The organism is Bradyrhizobium embrapense (assembly GCF_001189235.2).
Taxonomy (GTDB): Bacteria; Pseudomonadota; Alphaproteobacteria; order Rhizobiales; family Xanthobacteraceae; genus Bradyrhizobium; species Bradyrhizobium embrapense.
In genome coordinates, this window is sequence record NZ_LFIP02000011.1 from 155,994 (window position 1) to 174,872 (window position 18,879).

15 protein-coding genes are annotated in these 18,879 nt (G+C 63.9%); 3 read left to right on the forward strand and 12 right to left on the reverse strand.

Translation table 11 applies throughout. The features are described from left to right. Window positions 1–28 precede the first annotated feature (28 nt). The 7 genes from AKN83_RS33310 to deoC form a co-directional block, all read right to left on the reverse strand. Window positions 29–1,486 (reverse strand): extracellular solute-binding protein, encoded by a 1,458-nt coding sequence (locus AKN83_RS33310; RefSeq protein ID WP_430641595.1) that lies wholly within the window; start codon window positions 1,484–1,486, stop codon window positions 29–31. Window positions 1,487–1,517: 31 nt separating this feature from the next. Continuing rightward, on the reverse strand, window positions 1,518–2,555 hold the full coding sequence (locus tag AKN83_RS33315; protein WP_157113679.1) for a carbohydrate ABC transporter permease: 1,038 nt from the start codon (window positions 2,553–2,555) through the stop codon (window positions 1,518–1,520). Next, window positions 2,552–3,427: a carbohydrate ABC transporter permease gene (locus AKN83_RS33320; protein WP_050401555.1), complete on the reverse strand. Its 876-nt coding sequence runs from the start codon at window positions 3,425–3,427 to the stop codon at window positions 2,552–2,554. The genes AKN83_RS33315 and AKN83_RS33320 overlap by 4 nt, the downstream gene beginning before the upstream one ends. A 7-nt stretch (window positions 3,428–3,434) precedes the next feature. Beyond that, window positions 3,435–4,358 (reverse strand): ribokinase, encoded by a 924-nt coding sequence (locus AKN83_RS33325; RefSeq protein ID WP_050401556.1) that lies wholly within the window; start codon window positions 4,356–4,358, stop codon window positions 3,435–3,437. A 4-nt stretch (window positions 4,359–4,362) separates the two neighbouring features. Continuing rightward, window positions 4,363–4,818 carry an RbsD/FucU family protein gene (locus AKN83_RS33330; protein ID WP_050401557.1) on the reverse strand — a complete coding sequence of 152 codons (456 nt, stop codon included), beginning with the start codon at window positions 4,816–4,818 and terminating at the stop codon, window positions 4,363–4,365. Window positions 4,819–4,899: 81 nt separating this feature from the next. Then, on the reverse strand, window positions 4,900–7,287 hold the full coding sequence (locus AKN83_RS33335) for an aldehyde dehydrogenase family protein (RefSeq protein WP_050401558.1): 2,388 nt from the start codon (window positions 7,285–7,287) through the stop codon (window positions 4,900–4,902). A gap of 10 nt (window positions 7,288–7,297) precedes the next feature. Continuing rightward, window positions 7,298–8,215, reverse strand: a complete 918-nt coding sequence (gene deoC, locus AKN83_RS33340) for a deoxyribose-phosphate aldolase (protein ID WP_244522189.1) — start codon at window positions 8,213–8,215, stop codon at window positions 7,298–7,300. Window positions 8,216–8,564: 349 nt separating this feature from the next. Here deoC and AKN83_RS33345 point away from each other — a divergent pair, with 349 nt between their 5' ends. After that, window positions 8,565–9,359, forward strand: a complete 795-nt coding sequence (locus tag AKN83_RS33345) for a DeoR/GlpR family DNA-binding transcription regulator (protein WP_050401560.1) — start codon at window positions 8,565–8,567, stop codon at window positions 9,357–9,359. An 80-nt stretch (window positions 9,360–9,439) separates the two neighbouring features. Here the strand turns inward: AKN83_RS33345 and AKN83_RS33350 are convergent, their stop codons facing one another. The 3 genes from AKN83_RS33350 to AKN83_RS33360 form a co-directional block, all read right to left on the reverse strand. Then, the gene (locus tag AKN83_RS33350; protein WP_050401561.1) at window positions 9,440–10,591 is read right to left on the reverse strand and encodes a substrate-binding domain-containing protein; all 1,152 of its coding nucleotides are present in this window, start codon (window positions 10,589–10,591) and stop codon (window positions 9,440–9,442) included. A gap of 74 nt (window positions 10,592–10,665) precedes the next feature. Then, window positions 10,666–11,658 (reverse strand): ABC transporter permease, encoded by a 993-nt coding sequence (locus AKN83_RS33355; protein WP_050401562.1) that lies wholly within the window; start codon window positions 11,656–11,658, stop codon window positions 10,666–10,668. Continuing rightward, the gene (locus AKN83_RS33360; RefSeq protein ID WP_430641592.1) at window positions 11,655–13,229 is read right to left on the reverse strand and encodes a sugar ABC transporter ATP-binding protein; all 1,575 of its coding nucleotides are present in this window, start codon (window positions 13,227–13,229) and stop codon (window positions 11,655–11,657) included. The genes AKN83_RS33355 and AKN83_RS33360 overlap by 4 nt, the downstream gene beginning before the upstream one ends. A 270-nt stretch (window positions 13,230–13,499) precedes the next feature. On the opposite strand from AKN83_RS33360, the gene AKN83_RS33365 reads away from it, so the two are divergent. Further along, complete coding sequence (locus AKN83_RS33365; protein WP_063695646.1) at window positions 13,500–15,332, forward strand: outer membrane protein assembly factor BamB family protein; 1,833 nt, start codon at window positions 13,500–13,502, stop codon at window positions 15,330–15,332. 691 nt (window positions 15,333–16,023) lie between these two features. Here the strand turns inward: AKN83_RS33365 and AKN83_RS33370 are convergent. Beyond that, complete coding sequence (locus AKN83_RS33370; RefSeq protein WP_157113680.1) at window positions 16,024–16,188, reverse strand: hypothetical protein; 165 nt, start codon at window positions 16,186–16,188, stop codon at window positions 16,024–16,026. 411 nt (window positions 16,189–16,599) lie between these two features. Between AKN83_RS33370 and AKN83_RS40135 the strand changes: the two genes are divergently transcribed. Next, complete coding sequence (locus AKN83_RS40135; RefSeq protein WP_063695648.1) at window positions 16,600–17,046, forward strand: hypothetical protein; 447 nt, start codon at window positions 16,600–16,602, stop codon at window positions 17,044–17,046. A 295-nt stretch (window positions 17,047–17,341) separates the two neighbouring features. Here AKN83_RS40135 and AKN83_RS33380 read toward each other — a convergent pair whose 3' ends face one another. Further along, window positions 17,342–18,745 (reverse strand): TAXI family TRAP transporter solute-binding subunit, encoded by a 1,404-nt coding sequence (locus AKN83_RS33380; RefSeq protein WP_050401566.1) that lies wholly within the window; start codon window positions 18,743–18,745, stop codon window positions 17,342–17,344. Between the last annotated feature and the right edge of the window lie 134 nt (window positions 18,746–18,879).

Here is an 18,879-nt window from a genome sequence, read left to right on the forward strand (position 1 = left end):
GCATCATCCGGGACGCCTCGGTTGAAAGCTAGTTCTTGGGCGGCAGGCCCATCGCCGCACGATAGGCCGCGAGCTGCTTGGCCCGGCCGAACTCGTCGGTCAGCCGGTTCCACTCCTTGGCCATCGCATCGAGCGCCGCCTGCGGCGTGGTCTGGCCGGCCAGCGCCTTGCCGAGTTCGATCTCCACCACCTCGGTGTAGGAGAAGTAGCCCGGCAGCCGCATGTCGAGCGCGACGTTCTTGGCGTTGATGGAGTCCGACTGCGCGCCGAGATATTCCTTGGCCTCTTCCGGCGAGAATATCTTGCTCCACAGTTGCAGGTTGGCGGTGTGCGATTTGCGATAGGGATTGACGCCGCTGCCTCCGGTGATCGCCGCCTGGCCCGACACCTCGGGGCTCGTCAGCGTCTTGACGAAATCCCACGCCGCCTGCTGGTTCTTGCCGGCCTTCGGCACCGCGATCTGCCAGCCGCCGAATGCCATGAACGGGCCCGGAAGCACGCTCGGGAATTTGTCCCACTTCTTGGTCTTGGCGTTCCAGATCTCGTCCGAACCGGGCAGCATCGCCGAGCCGACCTTGCCCGAGATCTTCGACTGCTTCGGGTCGGCCGCGATGACACCCGTGTCGCCCCAGCCGATCGATTCCGCCACCTGGCCGCCGGCCACGGCAGCGTTCACCTCGCCGAACGAGAAGTTCAGCGCGTTGGGCGGCCCGAGCTTCGACGCGCGGATGTATTCCTCGAGCCCCTTCACCCAGCCCGGGTTGTTGATCTGCGCGTCCATCGTCTCGGGGTCGAAGAACATCGCGCCCGGATAGTTCGGATTGTTGGTGTAGGCGGCCGCGTGGCTGAAGAAGAACCAGAACTGCTGACCACCGCGGCGGAAGGCTTCCGCCGTTCCCCACAGGCCCTTGTCCGGCCGCTGGAAGAACTCCGCAATGTCGAGATACTGCTTCCAGGTCTTCGGCGGCGCGAGGTCGTAGCCGTATTTGGCCTTGAACGCGTCCTTTTCCTTGGGATCGCCGAACAGGTCGGTGCGGTAGGTATAGGTGTGGACGTCGCCGTCCATCGATTGCGAGTAGATCTTGCCTTCCCACACCATCAGCCGTTCGCGATAGGCCGGCTCGATGTCGTCCCAGTCCTTGCCGGACTGCATCTCTTTCGGCATCTCGCTGAGATAGGGAACGAAGTCGGGCAGCCAGGCCGGCGCGAAGCTGACGAGATCGAACGTCGCGTCCGACGCCGTGAGCGATGTCGCGATCTTCGGATAGAGCTCGGACCACGGAAACTCGACGACATTGACCTTGCCGCAGGTCTTCTTGGCCCATTCGTCAGCGCCAAGCTTGAGCGCGGAGGCGATATACGGTCCGGTCTGCGACGCCACCGTCAGGGTGACGCCGGTGTAATCCGGACTACAGGCCGCATTCGCCTGGCTCGCGGCACAGGCCATCGCCAGCGCGGTGGTCAGCATCAGGAACTTTCGTCGCAACATCGTCTCATCCTCCCTACACAGTTTTTTGCTATTTGATGGCCCCGAGCAGCAGGCCCGACCGCATCATCCGGCTGAGCAGGCCCGCCATGATCATCATGGGAACGATTGCGACGAGCGCCGCAGCCGAGATCGCCCACCATTCGTCGCCGCGCTGGCTGTTCTGTCCCGCCACCAGGATGGGCAGCGTCTGCCATCTGGAATTGGTCAGGAACAGCGCGAACAGGAACTCATTCCAGACGAAGGCCAGCGTGATCATGAACGTCGCCAGCAGCCCGTTCATCGACATCGGCACCACGATGCCGAAGAAGATGCGCCAGCTCGGCACGTTGTCGACCATCGCCGCCTCTTCGACCTCGATCGGCACCGCCTCGAAGAAATCGCGCATCAGCCAGACCACGATCGGCAGCGAGAAGGCGACGTAGCACAGCGTCAGGCCGACGAAGCTGTCGATCAACTGGAAGCCGAGCCGGCCGATCTCGCTGTAGAGCAGATACAGCGCAAAGGCGGTGACGATCGGCGGGAACATGCGCTGGCTGACGAACCAGAACAGGATGTCCTCATTGCCGAGGATCGGCCCGGGCAACGGCAGCCGATTGGCGACGACGGCAGCGACCAGCGCGATCGGAAACGCGAGCAACAAAGCCTGCGGTCGGGTGAATCCGAACGTCGCGTTGAACAGCAGATAGCCGCCGAGCGCGAGCACGAAGAACACGAGCCCCGCACCAAGGCGGACCTTGAATTCGAACCGCACCAGCGCGTAGGCCGCCATCGCGCCAATCGCGGTCGCGATTGCCGCCGCCGACAGGCCCACGATCGTCGAGTTGAGGAAGGTCCGGAAGAACTCGCCGCGGATCCCCTGATAGAGATCGATGAAGGGCTGCAAGGTCGGCGTGAAGTCGATGAACGGCAGATAGGTCGGCCCGCCGACCACGCCCGGCGGCGTCTTGAACGCGGTCACCACCACCCAATAGAGCGGGAATACTGTGATCAGGCACCAGAGGAAAACGCCGACGGCGACAACGCGGCGGCTCCATGGCGACAGTCCGGTCAAGCCATGTCCGCTCATCGGCGCTTCTCCAGATGCGGCCGCAGCAGCGCCAGATAGGCGACGCCGATGATCGTGATCGCAATCAGGAACAGGAAGCTGAGCGCCGACGTGTAGCCGAGATTGAACTTCTTGAAGCCCTCCTGATAGGCGAACAGGGTCAGCGTCTCGGTGTCGACGCCCGGCCCGCCGCCCGTCATCACGAACACCGTGTCCATGATCTTGTAGCTCTCGATCAGGCGGATGAAGACGATCGCGGCCGAAATCGGCAGCAGCATCGGAAAGGTGATGCCCCAGAACTGCTGCCAGGCGCTGGCATTCTCGAGCTCGGCGGCCTCGTAGACGTCTTCGGGCAGCGTTTGCAGACCGGCCAGCATCATCAGGATGACGAACGGGGTCCACTGCCAGACCTCGACCGCGATGATGCAGGCGAGCGCCCAATGCCCATTTGTGAGGAACGGCAGGTTGACCAGACCGAACTGTGACAGGAACTGGTTGAGCGGCCCCATCGTCGGGTTGAACATCATGCGCGCGACCAGCGCGACCGCGACGGGCGCGAGCAGCATCGGCAGCAGCAGGGCGACACGAAACAGCCGTTCGCCCGGCACCCGCGCATTCAGCGCCAGGGCGACGCCGAAACCGATCGCGTATTGCAGGGCGACCGCGATGAAGGCGATCAGCGTCGTCGTGAATAGCGCACTCCAGAACCGCGGCTCCTGCAACAGCGTGGAATAATTGCCGAGCCAGACCACCCGCGGCGGGATCGGCGGAATCAGGCGATAGCTCAGGAAGCTCGTGGTGAGCGAATAGATCAGCGGAAAGATCGAGATCGCCAGCACGACGAGCACCGCCGGCCAGATGAAGACATGCTTGATCGGATCGTTCCGCATCATCGCGCGATCATCCCTTCAGCAGCGCGTCGATCTCCGCGCGCCGCGGCATCGCGGGCGCGGTGCCCGGCCGCGTCACCGAGATGCCGGCCGTGGCCGACCCGAACCGCGCGGCCTCGAGCGGGTCAGCACCGTCCGCGAGCGCCGCCGCGAAGCCGCCGACGAAGGCGTCCCCCGCGCCGGTGGTCTCGACCACCTTGCCGGCGGCAAACGGCGGCACGTGCAGCGAGCGGTCCCGCGCATGAAACAACGCGCCGCGCTCGCCGAGTGTGATCAACGCCGTTCCGGCGCCTTTCGCCAGCAAGGCATCGCCGGCGCGGCGGGCGCCGGCGAGATCGCTCACCGCAATGCCGGTCAACCCTTCAGCTTCGGTCTCGTTAGGAACGACATAATCGCAGAGCGCAAACAGGCTGCTATCGAACTTGATGGCCGGCGCCGGGTTGAACACCGTGATGCTGCCGGCGGCGCGCGCGATCTCGAGCCCGCGCCGCGCCGCATCGACCGGTTGCTCGAGCTGGGTCACGAACACGCTGGAGTCGCGGATGGCGTCCGCCACCGCATCGACATCGGCCGGACCGATCCCGCCCGCTGCGCCCGGCACCACGATGATCGCATTATCGCCGCGTGTCTCGTGGACGTAGATGAATGCCGCGCCGGTCGGCGCGTCCGCCGTCCTGGCGACGCGCGGCCGGATTCCCTCGACCTCCCAGGTCTTGATCGCAAGCTCGCCGAAAGCGTCGCTGCCGATCCGCGAGATGAAGCTCACGCTGGCACCGGCCCGTGCGGCCGCGACAGCCTGGTTGGATCCCTTGCCGCCGGGCCCCATCGCGAATCCCGAGCCGGCGATGGTCTCGCCGATCGCCGGCATGTTGCCGGCGCGGAACGCGAGGTCGACGACGAAGACGCCGAGGACGGCGACGCCTTTCTTGCTCATGTTGTCACTCCCCGTCCGGCGCGATGACGCCCTTGCTGAACAGGAAGCAGCCGTAGAAGCGCCGCTCGCCGGTCGCGATCACGCAATAGGCCGCCTTGGCCTTCTCGTAGAATGCATGGCGCTCGACGCCGACCAGCGGCCAGGATCGTCCTTCGGCGCGATCGATCGCGGCCTGCACCTCGCGCTGCACGGCGGGCACTTCCTGAGGCTGCCCGACGATCTCCATGCGAACAGCGGCATCGTCCACGAATGTATCGAGCGGCATCACGGAGAGAACGGCTTCGACCGCCTTGGCGGCACTCACATTATCGATGCGCAGCAGCCGGCCGAGCACGCTCTGACGCGCGATCGAGTCGGCCGGGAAATTGGTGTCGCACACCACCAGGCGATCGCCGTGCCCCATCGCCCGCAGGGCATAGAGCACGTCGGCATTGAGCAGTGGATTGATGCCCTTGAGCATGTTGCGTCCCTCCCTTGTCTTCAAAATCGCCGGACTCTGACGGTCCGGATCCCTCAATCGTATCACCGTCGCGAGACGCCTCTAGTCACCATACGGAATCCAGATGTTCTTCACCTGCACCGCATGGCGGAGCAGGATCGGCCCCTCGCTCGCCGCCTTGTCGTACCAGTCGATCGCGTGGCCGTGATCGACCAGCGTCCGCTTGAGATTGCCGATCGAGAGCCGTTCCGCCGTCGCCGAGGCGTCCTGCGATCCGAACGCCCAGAGCGCGTCGACATCGTCATGCTCGGCAAGGACCTTGACCAGCTCGCCGCGATCGCCAGTGACGATGTTGACGACGCCGCCCGGCACGTCCGAGGTCTCGAGCACCTGGTAGAAGTCGGTTGCGGCGAGCGGATGCCGCTCGCTCGGTACAGCGACGACCCGGTTGCCCATCGCAATCAGCGGCGCCACGAGGCTGATGAAGGCAAGCAGCGGCGCCTCGTCTGGACAGGCGACACCGACCACGCCGATCGGCTCATGCATCGCCAGCGCCACGCCGCGCAGCGGCGGCGCATGGATGGCCCCTTCGAATTTGTCCGCCCAGGCGCCATAGCTGAACAGCCGCTCGATGCTGGCATCGACTTCCGCGCGCGCCTTTGCTGCCGAAATGCCGGTCATGTCGGCGATGCGCCGGGCGAACTCGTCGTCGCGCGCGGAGAGATTCTCGGCAAGGTAGTAGAGAATCTGGGCACGATTATGCGACGTCGCCCGCGCCCAGCCCTCGGCGGAGCGCGCCGCGGCCACAGCATTGCGGATATCCTTGCGATTGCCCTCGCCGGCTTCGCCGAGACGCCGGCCCTTCGGCGAGAGCACCGCGCGCGAATAATTGCCGTCCGGACGCACCTGCTTGCCGCCAACGAACAGTTTTGCGGTCCTATCGATCGGCGGCACGTCAAATCCGGCGCCAGCAGCGGACGCCGTCGGCAGCGGCGATGCCTTGGCCCGCGCCTTGCGCCCGCTCCAGGCCTTCGGCTTGAGATACTCGTACATGCCTTCGCGACCGCCCTCGCGGCCGAAGCCGGACTCGCGATAGCCGCCGAAGCCGACGCTGGCATCGAACAGATTGGTGGCGTTGACCCAGACCACGCCGGCCAAGAGTTTCGGCGCGATGTCGAGCGCAAGCCCGATCGTCTCGCTCCACACGCTCGCGGCAAGGCCGTAGCGCGTGTTGTTGGCGAGCATCACGGCCTCGTCCGGCGTGCGGAACGTCATCGCCACCAGCACCGGCCCGAATATCTCCTCGGTCGCAACCGTCGACGACGGATGCACGTTCCACAGCAGGGTCGGCGGATAGAAGCAGCCTTCCGCCGGCATCGCGCCGGACGTCTGATATTTCTCGGCGCCCTCCTTCACCCCGGTCTCGACCAGCGACTTGATCCGCTCGAGCTGCACCGGCGCGACCACCGCGCCCATGTCGATCGCCTTGTCGAGCGGCATGCCGACGCGAAGCGTCTCCATGCGGCGGATCAGCCGCCTGCGGAAGGTCTCCGCAATGCCTTCCTGGAGCAGCAGCCGCGAGCCGGCGCAGCAGACCTGGCCCTGGTTGAACCAGATGGCGTCGACCACGCCTTCCACCGCGCCATCGATATCGGCATCGTCGAACACGATGAACGGCGACTTGCCGCCGAGCTCCAGCGTCAGCGATTTTCCGGTCCCTGCGGTCGACTGGCGGATCAGCCGCCCGACCTCGGTCGAGCCTGTGAAGGCGATCTTATCGACACCGGGACTTTCTACCAGCAGTGCACCCGTCGCGCCGTCGCCGGTGACGACGTTGAGCACGCCCGGCGGTAGCCCGGCGTCCGCAGACAGTTCGGCGAACAGCAGCGCGGTGAGCGAGGTGAACTCCGCCGGCTTCAGCACCACGGTGTTGCCCGCGGCGAGCGCCGGCGCGATCTTCCACGCCAGCATCAGCAGCGGGAAATTCCACGGAATGATCTGGCCGATCACGCCGATCGGCACCTGATCGGCGAATTCACGGTCCTGCAACTGCGCCCAGCCCGCGTGATAGTAGAAATGACGCGCGGCGAGCGGCACGTCGAGATCGCGAGTTTCGCGGATCGGTTTGCCGTTGTCGATCGCCTCCAGCACGGCGAACAGCCGGGCGTGACGCTGCAGCATCCGCGCCAACGCATAGAGATGACGCGCGCGGCCGTGACCGCCAAGCTTGGCCCACGCGACTTGCGCGGTGCGCGCGGCGCTGACCGCCGCCTCGACATCGGTAGCGTCGCCCTGCGCGATGCGCGCCAGCGTCTTGCCGGTGGCAGGCTCGCTTGTCGTGAGATGTTTGCTCGCATGCGGCGCTGTGAACTTGCCGGCGATGAAATGCCCGAACGTGGCGCCATGCCGCGCCAGCCAGGCGCGCGCCTCGCCGTCCGGCTCGGGCGCGGGGCCATACTCCATGGTCTCGAAATAGTTTGCGACGCTCATCGCTGGAGTCTCATCCCACGGGGTGGCGGTTGAAAGCCGAGTAGCGGCCGGTCACATGATGCTCGAGCTGCCGCTCGATGTCGGCGAGCAGGCTGGAGGCGCCGATGCGGAACAGATCCGGCTCGAGCCAGTCGCGCCCCAATTCCTCCTTCATCAGGAACTGGTAGGTGAGCACGTCCTTTGCCGTCGAGATGCCGCCGGCCGGCTTGAAGCCGATCTTGTAGCCGGTGCGCTCCTGATAGATCCGGATCATCCGCAGCATCGCCAGCGTCACCGGCAGCGTCGCGTTCACGCCCTCCTTGCCGGTGGAGGTCTTGATGAAGTCGGCACCGGCCATCATGCAGACCATCGAGGCCTTGGCGACATTGCGCAGCGTCTTGAGGTCGCCCGTGGCCAGGATCGTCTTCAGATGCGCGTTGTCGCAGACCGCGCGGAAATCCCGGACCTCGGCGTAAAGCGCCCGCCAATCGCCGGTCAGCACGTGCTCGCGCGTGATGACGATGTCGATCTCCTGCGCGCCGTCGCGGACTGAGGCCTCGATCTCCTTCAGCTTCAGCTCATGCGGCACGAGGCCTGCGGGAAACCCGGTCGAGACCGCAGCGACCGGGATCCCGGATCCATGGAGCGCTTCGACAGCTGTGCCGACGAACCGATGGTAGACACACACTGCGCCGGTATGCAGGGCGCGCCCGGCAAAGCCGAGCTTCTCCATGACATCGCCGCGCACGGGCGCCTTGGCCTTGGCGCAGAGGCGCTTGACCCGCTCGGTCGTATCGTCGCCGTTGAGCGTCGTCAGGTCGATGCAGGTGACTGCCTTGAGCAGCCACGCCGCCTGCGCGTCCTTCTTCACGGTTCGCCGGCCCGGCAGGCTCGCAACCCGGCGTTCGGCGGCCGACAGGTTGATCCTGATGTCGTCGACCCAGTCCATCTCAAGCGCACGGCCGCTGTTGCGCGGCAGCGGATGAATATGCTCGCCTCCCGGGGAAGGCGATTGCGCAGCCAACGGGGACGGATTTTGTATGAAGACGCTTTGCGTCATGGCGGCGCCGTGCAGTCCTAGCGAATCGACGGAGCGGCCAGATAGATTGAATGTGCCGATCGCAACATGTGATCCTCCTCTGACCTTGCCGCGGGCTTTGCCGCATGCCGGGAACGACGTCGTCTCGACACCGGATCAGCCCGCCGGACTGGATGTTATTATTATAACAGATCGACGTTGCTAAACTCACAACATTGTAAGATCATTGTCAATCGGATAAGCAAGCTCGGCGACCAAAATGGCTGAAACTTCCAACGCACGACCAAGCGAGACACGCGTCCAGCGCCTGCAGAGGCTGCGCCGCGCCGTCGAATCGAGTGGCGCGCTGCATCTGAAGGACGCCGCCGAGCTTCTCAAGGTTTCCGAAATGACGGTGCGGCGCGACCTTGCCGGTCCGGAAGCCGCACTCGCCTTGCTCGGCGGCTACGTCGTCAATGCCGCGTCGCCGACCGGGATCAAGTACACGTTCGAGCAGGAGATCGACCAGCACACCCAGGACAAGCGTCTCGCCTGTCGGGCTGCCGCCGCCTCCATCAAGGAAGGCGATACGATCTTCATCGACTGCGGCACCACGATGCAATCGCTGGCGGACTGCCTGCCCGAGGATCTGCCGCTCTCGGTGATCTGCTATTCGATGAACGTGGCCTCGATCGTGACGCGGCGGCCGGCCACGCAGGTGATGCTGATGGGCGGGCTCTACCATCCCTCGTCGCAGTCGTTTGCATCGGACGACGGCCTGTCCTATCTGCGGCGGCTCGGCATCAACAAGGCCTTCATCTCCGCCGGCGGCGTGCACTGGACCCGCGGCGCGAGCTGCTCGAATTTTCACGAAGTCGCCGTCAAGCAGGCCGTCATCGAGACCGCGATGGAGAGCATCCTCGTCATCGACGCGAGCAAGCTCGGCAGCCTCAAATCGGCGTTCTTCTCCGATATCGGCGCGTTCTCGCGGATCATCGTCGGTGGCGCGGCGTCAGCGGACATGCGCAAGCACTTCCGCAGCCTTCCCGTCGAGTACGTCACCAGCGCAACCTGACCCGGGCGGGGGCTGGCACGCCCGGATCAGGCTGCATACGATGCGCGGGCTCGCGGGACCACGCATCGAACTCCTTCGGCTTAGTTGCAGGCCGGCTTCGCCTTGTTGCAGACGTCGGTCAGCTCCGGCGGCGGCTCCTTCTTGAACACCGTCTTGTAGGATTCCAGCACATTGGACTGCGTCACCGGCAGCGACTGCACGCCGACCCAGGCCGGCGTTTCCTTGCCCAGCAACGCATTCATCATCGCCATCGCCTCCGCGACGCCCTGATCATAGGGGCGTTGCGACCCGGTCGCCTTCAGCGGCCCGCCTTTGGCGATCTCGATCGCCGATTGCAAGCCGAGGTCGACGGTCGTGACGGGAATGTCGATGCCCTGCGCGCGCATCGAGCTCAGCGTATCGAGCGCCGGCTGATCCCAGACCGCGTACAGGCCCTTGATGTCAGGATTGCCGGTGAGGAAGTCACCCGCGATCTGCGACACTTTCGGAGGGTCGGTGAAGTCGACCTGCTTCATCTTGATGTCGGGACGGTTCTTCTGCATCCACTCGCGGACGCCCTTGGTGCGCTCGTTGGTGCTGAAATAGTCGACACCGAAATTGACGAGGCCGATGGTGCCGCCCTGCGGCATGCAGGAGGCCAGGATCTGGGCTGCGATTTGCCCGTTGCCCAAATTGTCCGCCGAAATCATCGAGGCGTATTCCTCGGGATGTTTCAGACCGGTCGGAATGCTGTCCATCAGCACCAGCTTGATGCCGGCCTTGGCGACCTTCTTGTAGGTCGGTGCGGTCGCGGTGAAATCGACCGGAATCGAGATGATGCCGTCCGGATGCTGCTGGATGGTGTTCTCGATGTCGGCGATCTGCTTGTCGACCTGATATTCGGCAGATGCGACGCCGGTCACCGTCACGCCGTACTTCTTCAGCGTATCGGTGATGCCCTGGATCTGCAGCTGCGCCCAGTCGAGGTTGACGGTCTGCATCGAGATGCCGACCTTGAAATGCTTCTCCTTGACCTTGGCCGCGTCGGCGTCCGACAGCGCGAGCACCTCGGGCGAGGCAGCCTTCTCGCCGTGCGGCCCCTGGCCGACGATCGATTTCGGTCCAAGCGTCGCGAGATCGACGCCCTTGACGCAGGTTGCCGGCACTTCGGCGCGCGCCGAGGGGGCGATCGAAATGGCCGTCGCCGCGATCAGCGCGGTCAGCGGCAGGGTTTGTCGCAAGATTGGCTTCATTGTTTCCTCCCTTTTTTGGTCGCCGATTGACCGGAGGCCGGCGGCCTTGCCCCTACACTTTTCCGGGTCGTGCTCTAGCGCTTCGTGAAGGCGACCGCGGCGACGATGATCGCTCCCTTGATGACGAGCTGCAGCGGCGAGCTGACGCCGAGCAGCACGAGGCCGTTATTGAGCGTGCCGATGATGAGGCTGCCGAACAGCGTTCCGAGGATGTAGCCGCGCCCGCCGAACAGGCTGCAGCCGCCGAGGATCACGGCGGCAATGACGTCGAGCTCCATGCCCTGCACGACGTCGGGCCGCGCGGCGTGCGAGCGCGCGGACAGCACCAGCGCCGCAAGCCCGGCCAGCGCGCCGGTCAGCACAAAGGCCGCGGTCGTCACCCATTTGGTGTTGATGCCGGAATAGAGCGCTGCGGTCGGATTGCCGCCGACCGCATAGATGCGACGGCCGAACACGTTGTAGTGCAGCAGCAGGATGCCGACGATCATCGCCACCAGCGTCCAGGCGATCGGAACCGGTATGCCCAAAAACGTGCCTTCGCCGAAGATTGCGAAATAGGTCTCGTTGGTGATGATGACCGGCTTGGTGTTGGTCACCATCATCGCCAGCCCCCGCGCCATGCTCAGCGATCCCAGCGTGACCAGGAAGGACGGGATCGAGAGCTGCGTGGTCAGGATGCCGTTGAGCAGCCCGACCAGCGCGCCGGTGCCGAGCCCGGCGGCGGCGCCGACGATCCAGCTGTTGCTGATCTGGCTCATGGCGAGTGCAGCCGCCATGCCCGACAGCGCCAGTGTCGATGCGACCGACAGATCGATCTGACGTGCGATGATCACGAATGTCATGCCGACCGCGATGATCGACACCAGCGTGGTCTGGCGTCCGATATTCAGGAAATTGTCCACCGACAGGAACCACGGCGATGACAGGCTGAACACGACCAGCAGCACGACGAAGGCAAGGTACAGCATGTAGGGGCGCTCGCCCCGCAGCAGATTCTGCAACAGCTTGCGGCGCCGATCGGTTCGGGTCGACGCGGCGACGACATTGGGCGCGGTGAGTTCGGTCATGCGGGCAGCTCTTGCAATACGCCTTGTCCTGAAGCCTGGTAGATCTGCAGGAGATGATGCAGCTCTTCGGCATCATCGATCTCGCCGCGATTGAGCGTCCGCGCCACGCGTCCGTTGACGATCACGGAGATGCGGTCGCAGAGTTCGATCAATTCGACGAGATCCGACGAGACGATCAGGACTCCAGTCCCTTCGCGGGCGGCATTGCGGATCACGCCGTAGATTTCCTCGCGGGCGCCGACGTCGACGCCGACCGTCGGCTCGTCGAGCAGCAGCACGCGCGGCCGTGGATCGTTCCATTTTCCGAACACGACCTTCTGCTGGTTGCCGCCGGACAGCGTCCTGACCAGGCTGGACACACCTTGCGCCTTCACCGAAAGCCGCGCGACGGCCGTTTCCGCACGCCGCGCGGCGGCGCGTTGCTGCATGAAGCCCCAGCGCGAGAAATGCGGAATCCGCGGCAACGTGATGTTGCGTTCGATCGAATGATCGAGGACCAGGCCCTGCACATGCCGATCCTCGGGCACCAGTGCGACGCCCTGTTCGATCGCATCCGCAGCGCTCTTCGGCAGCCACGGCCGGCCGTCGATCTCGAGCGTGCCGCTCCCGGCCGGCCGAAGCCCGAAGATGGTCTCCAGTACCTCCGTGCGCCCGCTGCCGATCAAACCGGCAAGGCCGTGGATTTCACCCTTCATCACCGACAAGTCAACGGCGGACAGCCGGTCGTTGGAGACGCCCGACAGGGACAGAACCGGCGCTGAATCGAACGTGCGCGCTGCCGCTGGTGCGGCCCGCGATACTGCCGGCGCCGACCGATCGGTTCCGATGATGGCATTCACCAGCCGCTTCATGTCGGTATCGGCAGTGACGAAGGTGCCGGCATTGGCGCCGTCGCGCAGCACCGTGACACGCTGCGAGATCTCGAACACCTCGTTGAGCCGATGCGTCACGTAGATCACGCCGACGCCGCGGCGCGTCGCCTTGCCGATCGCGTCGAACAGGATGCGGACCTCATCCGAGGTTAGCGAGGAGGTCGGCTCATCGAGGATCAACAGCCGCACCTCGCCCATCAGCGCCTTGGCGATCTCCGTCATCTGGCGATAGGCGAACGGCAGCGAGCCGACCGTCGCCTTGGTATCGAGCGGAATGCCGAGCTCGCTCAGGAACGTCTCCGCCCTGGCCATCAGCTCGCGCTTGCGGACAAAGCCGAACCGCGCACGCGGCTCGCGGCCGAGCAGCAGATTGTCGGCGACGCTCAGGGACTCGACGAGACTGAGGTCCTGATAGACGACGGCGATCCCCGCCTCGCGCGATCTTGCTGGGCTGTCGAACGTCGCAGGTCTGCCCGCGATCTCGATCGTGCCGCTGTCGGCGGCATGAACGCCGCTGAGGATCTTGATCAGCGTGGATTTTCCGGCACCGTTCTCGCCCAGCAGCGCGTGAACCTCGCCGGAGACGACCTCGAGGTTGACGTCGCGCAGCGCGCGCACGCCGCCGAAGCGCTTGTTGATGCCACCGACCATCAAGAGCGACGCCGACGGCCGGGGCTCTGCCGCGATCGAACCGGACAATTCCATCCTCCTCCCGTCGCCCGCGCGAGACGCTGATGCGATGATGACATGATGTTATTTTTGCAACTTGTTGTGTTATAATTCTATCACATCGGGTGGGCTGTCAATGGGAGATCGCGCCGTCGGGCGCCCGATTTGGGGACCGGCCGGTGGCGATCAGGCCCGGCACCCCCGACACACGCGAGCGGCCTTCCCATGCACAGTGGAAGCCGGCAGGTTGTGCTCGGCTGCCGTCGCTCACCTCATCAAAGCCTATACCGGTGCATCACGATGAAACTGAGTGCCGCGATTGCCGTCGCCCTGATCTCGCCTTGCCTTCCTGCGACGGCGCAGCAAGGCGGAGCCGCGCTCTACGCACAACGCTGCGCGCAGTGTCACGACAGCAGCAACACCGATATCCGCGCCCCGAGCCGCACCGCGCTGCAATCGAAGTCGTTCGATGAGGTTCTCGGTGCGATCACCACCGGTGCGATGGCATCCTTCGCGCAGGGGCTGACCAATGACGAGAGGGCGGCGATCGCCTCGCTCGTCACCGGCAAGACTGCCTCGCAGGCGTCGGCCGACAGTGCAGGCCAATGCGCGCAGGGCGAGGCCGGTTTCCCGCAGCCGATCGACGGACCACGGTGGAACGGCTGGGGCGCGGATCTCAGCAACAGCCGGTTTCAGCCGGCGGCGATGGCCGGCCTCGCGCCAGACCAGGTCCCGCGGCTGCGTCTGAAGTGGGCGTTCGGGTTTCCTGACACGTCGGTCGCCTTCGCTCAGCCGACGGTCATCGGCGGCTTGCTGTTCGTCGGCGGCGGCGACCGCAAGGTGCACGCCCTCGATGCCAAAACCGGATGCACCCGCTGGGTGTTTCCGACCGACGCACCGGTCAGGGCGGCCATCAGTTTTGCGCCGATGAAAAACGGCCAGTCCGCGATTTTCTTCGGCGATGTGCTCGCCAACGTCTACGCGGTGAATGCGACGACCGGTGCGCTGATCTGGAAAAGCAAGGTCGAGAATCATCCGGCCGCCCGGATCACCGGTGCGCCAACCTTCTATTCCGGCGTCGTCTATCTCGGGGTGTCATCGATCGAGGAGGCCACGGGATCTCGGCCCACCTACCAATGCTGCACGTTTCGCGGCAGCGTCGTTGCGCTGAAGGCCGAAACCGGCGCGCAGATATGGAAGACCTACAGCATTTCAGAAGCTCCGCATCCCACCCGGACCAACGCCATCGGGACCCAGCTGTTCGGTCCGGCCGGCGCGTCGGTCTGGTCCGCACCGACGATCGATGTGGAGCGCCAGGCGCTCTATGTCGCGACATCGAACAGCTATGCCGATCCGGCGACCGACACCAGCGATGCCATCCTCGCGCTTGATCTAGCGACCGGGCGAATGCTTTGGCATCAGCAGGCAACACCCAAGGACAGCTTCGTCGTCGCGTGCTTCGGCACCGACCAGAGCAACTGTCCGCAGGACCGCGGCCCCGACCACGATTTCGGACAATCGCCCATCCTGGTGACCTTGCATGACGGTCAACGCGAGCTGGTCATCGGCCAGAAATCCGGCGTCGTACATGCACTCGATCCCGACCATGAGGGCAAGATCCTGTGGCAGACGCGGATCGGCCAAGGTGGCCCGTTGGGAGGGACCGAATGGGGCTCCGCCGCGGACCAGGACCGAATCTATGTCGCCAATTCCGACGTGCGGTTTTTGAGAGACGGCTCGAGGCGCCTCAGCTCAAGCGAAGGCGGCGGCCTGTTCGGACTCGATCTTGCGACCGGGAAAATCGAAATGCAGGTGGCGCCGGTTGCCTGCGGCGACCGCCCCCAATGTAGCCCCGCCCTCTCCGCAGCGGTCACTCTCATTCCCGGCGTCGTCTTCTCGGGCGGCGTGAGCGGCTTCCTGCGCGCCTACGCCACCGATGATGCGCGGCTGCTTTGGGAGATCGACACCGCGCGCGACTACACGACGGTGAATGGTGTTCCGGCCCGTGGCGGCGCCATGGACGGGCCCGGATCGGTCGTCGTCGACGGCATGCTGTATGTCAATTCAGGCTATGCGCAATGGGGCGGCCTGCCCGGCAACGTGCTGCTGGCCTTCGAGGTCGGCACGCCCTGACAACTGCTATTTTCGGATTTGCGCTGGCACGTTGAGCACTACTCGCGACGGACTATTCGTGCTTTGATGTCGGCCAGGATCGGCTGATAGATCCGACGGGAGGCCTTCTGGTGCTTGGTGACGTGCTACGCAACATCACGTCAGGGGCCGCTTACTCCGCGCCCAACAATCGTCCCTTGTCAGGTTCCGAGCGCCGTAGAATCGGAGCGGCTCGCTGTTGCGATTCCCCGATAGCAGGGACATGTCTCACGAGATCGACCGACATGGCTGCCGCGCCACAAATAGACGCGCATGTCGTTGCGCGCAAAAAACACAGAAACTATAAGTGCTTGGAAAGATGGTCGGAGTGGCAGGATTCGAACCTGCGACCCCTGCGTCCCGAACGTAATCAGCGGCCGAAAAAATCAACAAAAACAATGAAGGTCGATCCTGATTGACCACCTTTATCGCTGTTTGTTCACGGGGTTTCGGTGGTCAATCGGTGGTTGGCGTCGGATCTTAAACCAGCGAAACCGACGGTGTGCATAACGATCCGTCGGAGGTTCGAGTCGCTAGAGCGCTACCGCCTTTCCCCACACCAACCGAACCTGCCGTACATCATCCGATCGCGTGCGTGAGGCCATTCGTAACTTCGTAACGCGCGAGCGAATTCGAGATCCCCAGCATGGTCGGTTTTCTTCTATTCACTTGGCTAGTCGCTTATCGCCTTTTCAATCTCGACAGCCACTTGCCTAAAGTGAGCCGCCAAGCGTTCGTATAGCTCGCGCTTTTTATCGTCCGTAGCGCTCATAGCGATCTGGTGCGCCAGATCGGCTTCAGCGCGAAGCTTCTTCACGCTCGATACCATGTCTTCCATGGCGTTTTCCTGCACGCTAGGAGCGACCAGTTCGCCTTGATAAGAAACGGCCTCTCCTTTGGCTGGCTTCAGGACATGAGGAGGAAGAAGGCCGCGCTCACGGCGAGCCCCATCAGCCCAAAGCTGAGCACCACGTATTCAACAACCTCAATCTGATCGAACATACGCTTTAGTCTGCGCCGCTTGGCAGGCGACCGCATTTAAGTATGCACGTCAGCGTTGTTGCTGTAACGGGTAACTAGTTCGCTTAAAATCGACTACTGCGATTCACATAGTGAAATGACCGCGGCGCTCGCCAAATGCCCCAATGTGCAGATTGCATGTGTCAATTGGGGTATCCAGTGAATTACGCTGAACTGCCTATGCAGGCCAGGTTCCTCGTTCGAATTGGAACCACCGGCTGGATGGTTTATGACCGAGAACGGAAGGGCCCGGCTCTTCTCAAGAACGGCGATATCGCCGAGAAACTTACCAAGGAGCAGGCCGAACTCATTAAAGCGCGCCTCGTTCTCCAGCAGCACCGGCACGAGGGAAAATGAAGCAGACTTCGCGTCGCCCGGCCACCTCGCCCTCTACCACGGCGAGCGCTTCCTGCACTGGATCAGGCTCGCGTCCGGCGATGGCGCGGAGCTTCGAGTGAGCGAATTGGTTTCGGTCTCGCTGAAGAACTTGGCCCCCTATGCGATGATCGCTACAGGTTTCGTGATGGTGCTGGCCGGCCTGATTGCCCGATCGCGGCAGAAGCGATTTGAGGCAGAGCTGGAGAAGACGGAGCCGAGACCACCGGGACAGAAGCCACTAAAGAAGGTGGCACCCGTTCCGCGTTCATCGAACGCGAAGACAATCGACGCCGATTAGGGCGCCGGGCAAGTCTTAGAGGATCAGGGCTGAAGACAGGCCGTAGTACGGCCGTCGCAGACATGCCGACGGATTCTCGACCTATCCCAGGTCCGTGAGATCGATGCACAAAAACGGCGCGCTGGCAGTATTCTAGAACGAGATGCCACCTGGCGGTCGCTGCAAAAGTCGATGCGAGTGACATGTTGGAGGGAGCCGCCGCGCATTTACCTCCGCGGGATGTCTTCTCGATCTTGAACGACGGCTCGGCGCTTTCGACGGTGTTGCACGATGAGTTTTGGCTTGCCGGGTGCGGCTATCGGCGAGAGGCGAGACTCGGTCCTTGTGTCCGCGCTTGATCGGGGAGACTGCTCTGCAGCGCCGCTCGCCTTTCCGCGACCGCATGATCGAATAGCTCAAGGACGAGGCCAAACACCACCATGTCCTCCTGTTCGATGGCTCCTTCGTCGTGGCACTTGAGGGTTTCGCCGATGATCGCGTCGACCTCCCGTTGCGATGCCAGCAGATCCTGCTCACACCCAGCATTGCGAACCTCCGATACCGCGGCGAGAATGCGGCTGCGATGGCTGGTGTTAACCACCCGTTCGTCCCGGTTCAGATAGCGCCGGAGCCAAGCGGCGGCTGAACCGATCCCGGAGAGAAAAAGTAGGGCGAACCAGAAGTAGTCGCTGTACTTGTCCAGAAACGTCCGCTCGGTCCCGTTGATGACTGCTGCGGCGCCCCGGTGTACGGAAGGCTCGGCCTCCTTATCCGTCTCTGGTTTCGTGATGTGCGCCGCGCCGGCCACACGTTGCGTGATCGTATCGCGCACCGCGAAAAGCTGTCGATAGAAGGTCGCTGCCTTGGCTTCCGACAGTTCTTTTCTGGCCAGGATGAGATGGTTGACGCTGATGGTGTCGATCTTGTCCTCGGGCCAGGCCGGGTTACCGTTGAAGGCGCTGCCGGGGATTTCATCGGCCTCGTAGCGTGGATGCCGCAGGGCGATCGCCTCAGATGCTTGGATCGGAAGAAACTTCGGCGCCCCGCGCGATCGGGACGTCGCGGCGATGGCCGCAGCCGTGATCTTGCTATCGAGAGGCCCGACGGCGAGATACGCGTCTAGAGTGTTGTCCTGCGCAAGCTTTTCGATCTCTTCGGTTCCGAATTGGGCCGTGGCAACCTTGTCGGGCTGCACGCCTGAACCTTCCAGGATTGTCCGCAGGAGCGCGACGTTGGCGCCGGTCTGTCCGATGATGCCGACCTTGTGTCCCGCGAGATCGGCGATCTCACCGATCTTTGCAGCGCCCTTCTTCTTGGAGTTCTTGCCCGCGCGTGCGGACGGCGACCATATGACGATGTAGTTCTTACGCAGGACGGCCACCGTCTGCGCATCAGACGGCATGGCGAGGTCGCCGCGACCGATTGCCAGGTCGGTTTTGCCGGCCCCCAGGAATGTAAGGGATTCGGCCGCTCCGGCGGTAGTGATTGGGGACAATCTAACCGTCCTGCTTTCCTCTTCGAAGGCCTCCGCCATCGCTTGGACCACCTGATGGTCGTCGCTCCCTGAGGGGCCGACGGCGATCCGGAGGGTCTCCGGCTGCAGGACGTAGAATAGGGCGGCCGCGGCGGCGCCAAAAATGATGAATCCCAAAGCCAGCAGGATCAGGAGCCTTCGTTGCCGTCGATCGGAGGCACTCCTGACTGCGTCGGACGGTGGCATCAGCGGACTCCCTAAGCAAGTCCCTGCTGGGAACCTGGGACGAACCGTCGCCGAACCCGAATGTTCCGTCAGACGCATGCGGACGAACCGGAACCTTGCCATCATTGGAGGGTTCTCGACCCTGCCGCATATGG

What these genes read in the sequence shown, in the direction of transcription:
- AKN83_RS33380 (WP_050401566.1), bottom strand. Translation starts at nt 18,745, where the DNA reads ATGCCACCGTCCGACGCAGTCAGGAGTGCCTCCGATCGACGGCAACGA.
- AKN83_RS33325 (WP_050401556.1), bottom strand. Translation starts at nt 4,358, where the DNA reads ATGAGCAAGAAAGGCGTCGCCGTCCTCGGCGTCTTCGTCGTCGACCTC.
- deoC (WP_244522189.1), bottom strand. Translation starts at nt 8,215, where the DNA reads ATGGACTGGGTCGACGACATCAGGATCAACCTGTCGGCCGCCGAACGC.
- AKN83_RS33315 (WP_157113679.1), bottom strand. Translation starts at nt 2,555, where the DNA reads ATGAGCGGACATGGCTTGACCGGACTGTCGCCATGGAGCCGCCGCGTT.
- AKN83_RS33345 (WP_050401560.1), top strand. Translation starts at nt 8,565, where the DNA reads ATGGCTGAAACTTCCAACGCACGACCAAGCGAGACACGCGTCCAGCGC.
- AKN83_RS33330 (WP_050401557.1), bottom strand. Translation starts at nt 4,818, where the DNA reads ATGCTCAAGGGCATCAATCCACTGCTCAATGCCGACGTGCTCTATGCC.
- AKN83_RS33350 (WP_050401561.1), bottom strand. Translation starts at nt 10,591, where the DNA reads ATGAAGCCAATCTTGCGACAAACCCTGCCGCTGACCGCGCTGATCGCG.
- AKN83_RS33355 (WP_050401562.1), bottom strand. Translation starts at nt 11,658, where the DNA reads ATGACCGAACTCACCGCGCCCAATGTCGTCGCCGCGTCGACCCGAACC.
- AKN83_RS40135 (WP_063695648.1), top strand. Translation starts at nt 16,600, where the DNA reads ATGACCGAGAACGGAAGGGCCCGGCTCTTCTCAAGAACGGCGATATCG.
- AKN83_RS33320 (WP_050401555.1), bottom strand. Translation starts at nt 3,427, where the DNA reads ATGATGCGGAACGATCCGATCAAGCATGTCTTCATCTGGCCGGCGGTG.
- AKN83_RS33370 (WP_157113680.1), bottom strand. Translation starts at nt 16,188, where the DNA reads ATGGAAGACATGGTATCGAGCGTGAAGAAGCTTCGCGCTGAAGCCGAT.
- AKN83_RS33335 (WP_050401558.1), bottom strand. Translation starts at nt 7,287, where the DNA reads ATGAGCGTCGCAAACTATTTCGAGACCATGGAGTATGGCCCCGCGCCC.
- AKN83_RS33365 (WP_063695646.1), top strand. Translation starts at nt 13,500, where the DNA reads ATGAAACTGAGTGCCGCGATTGCCGTCGCCCTGATCTCGCCTTGCCTT.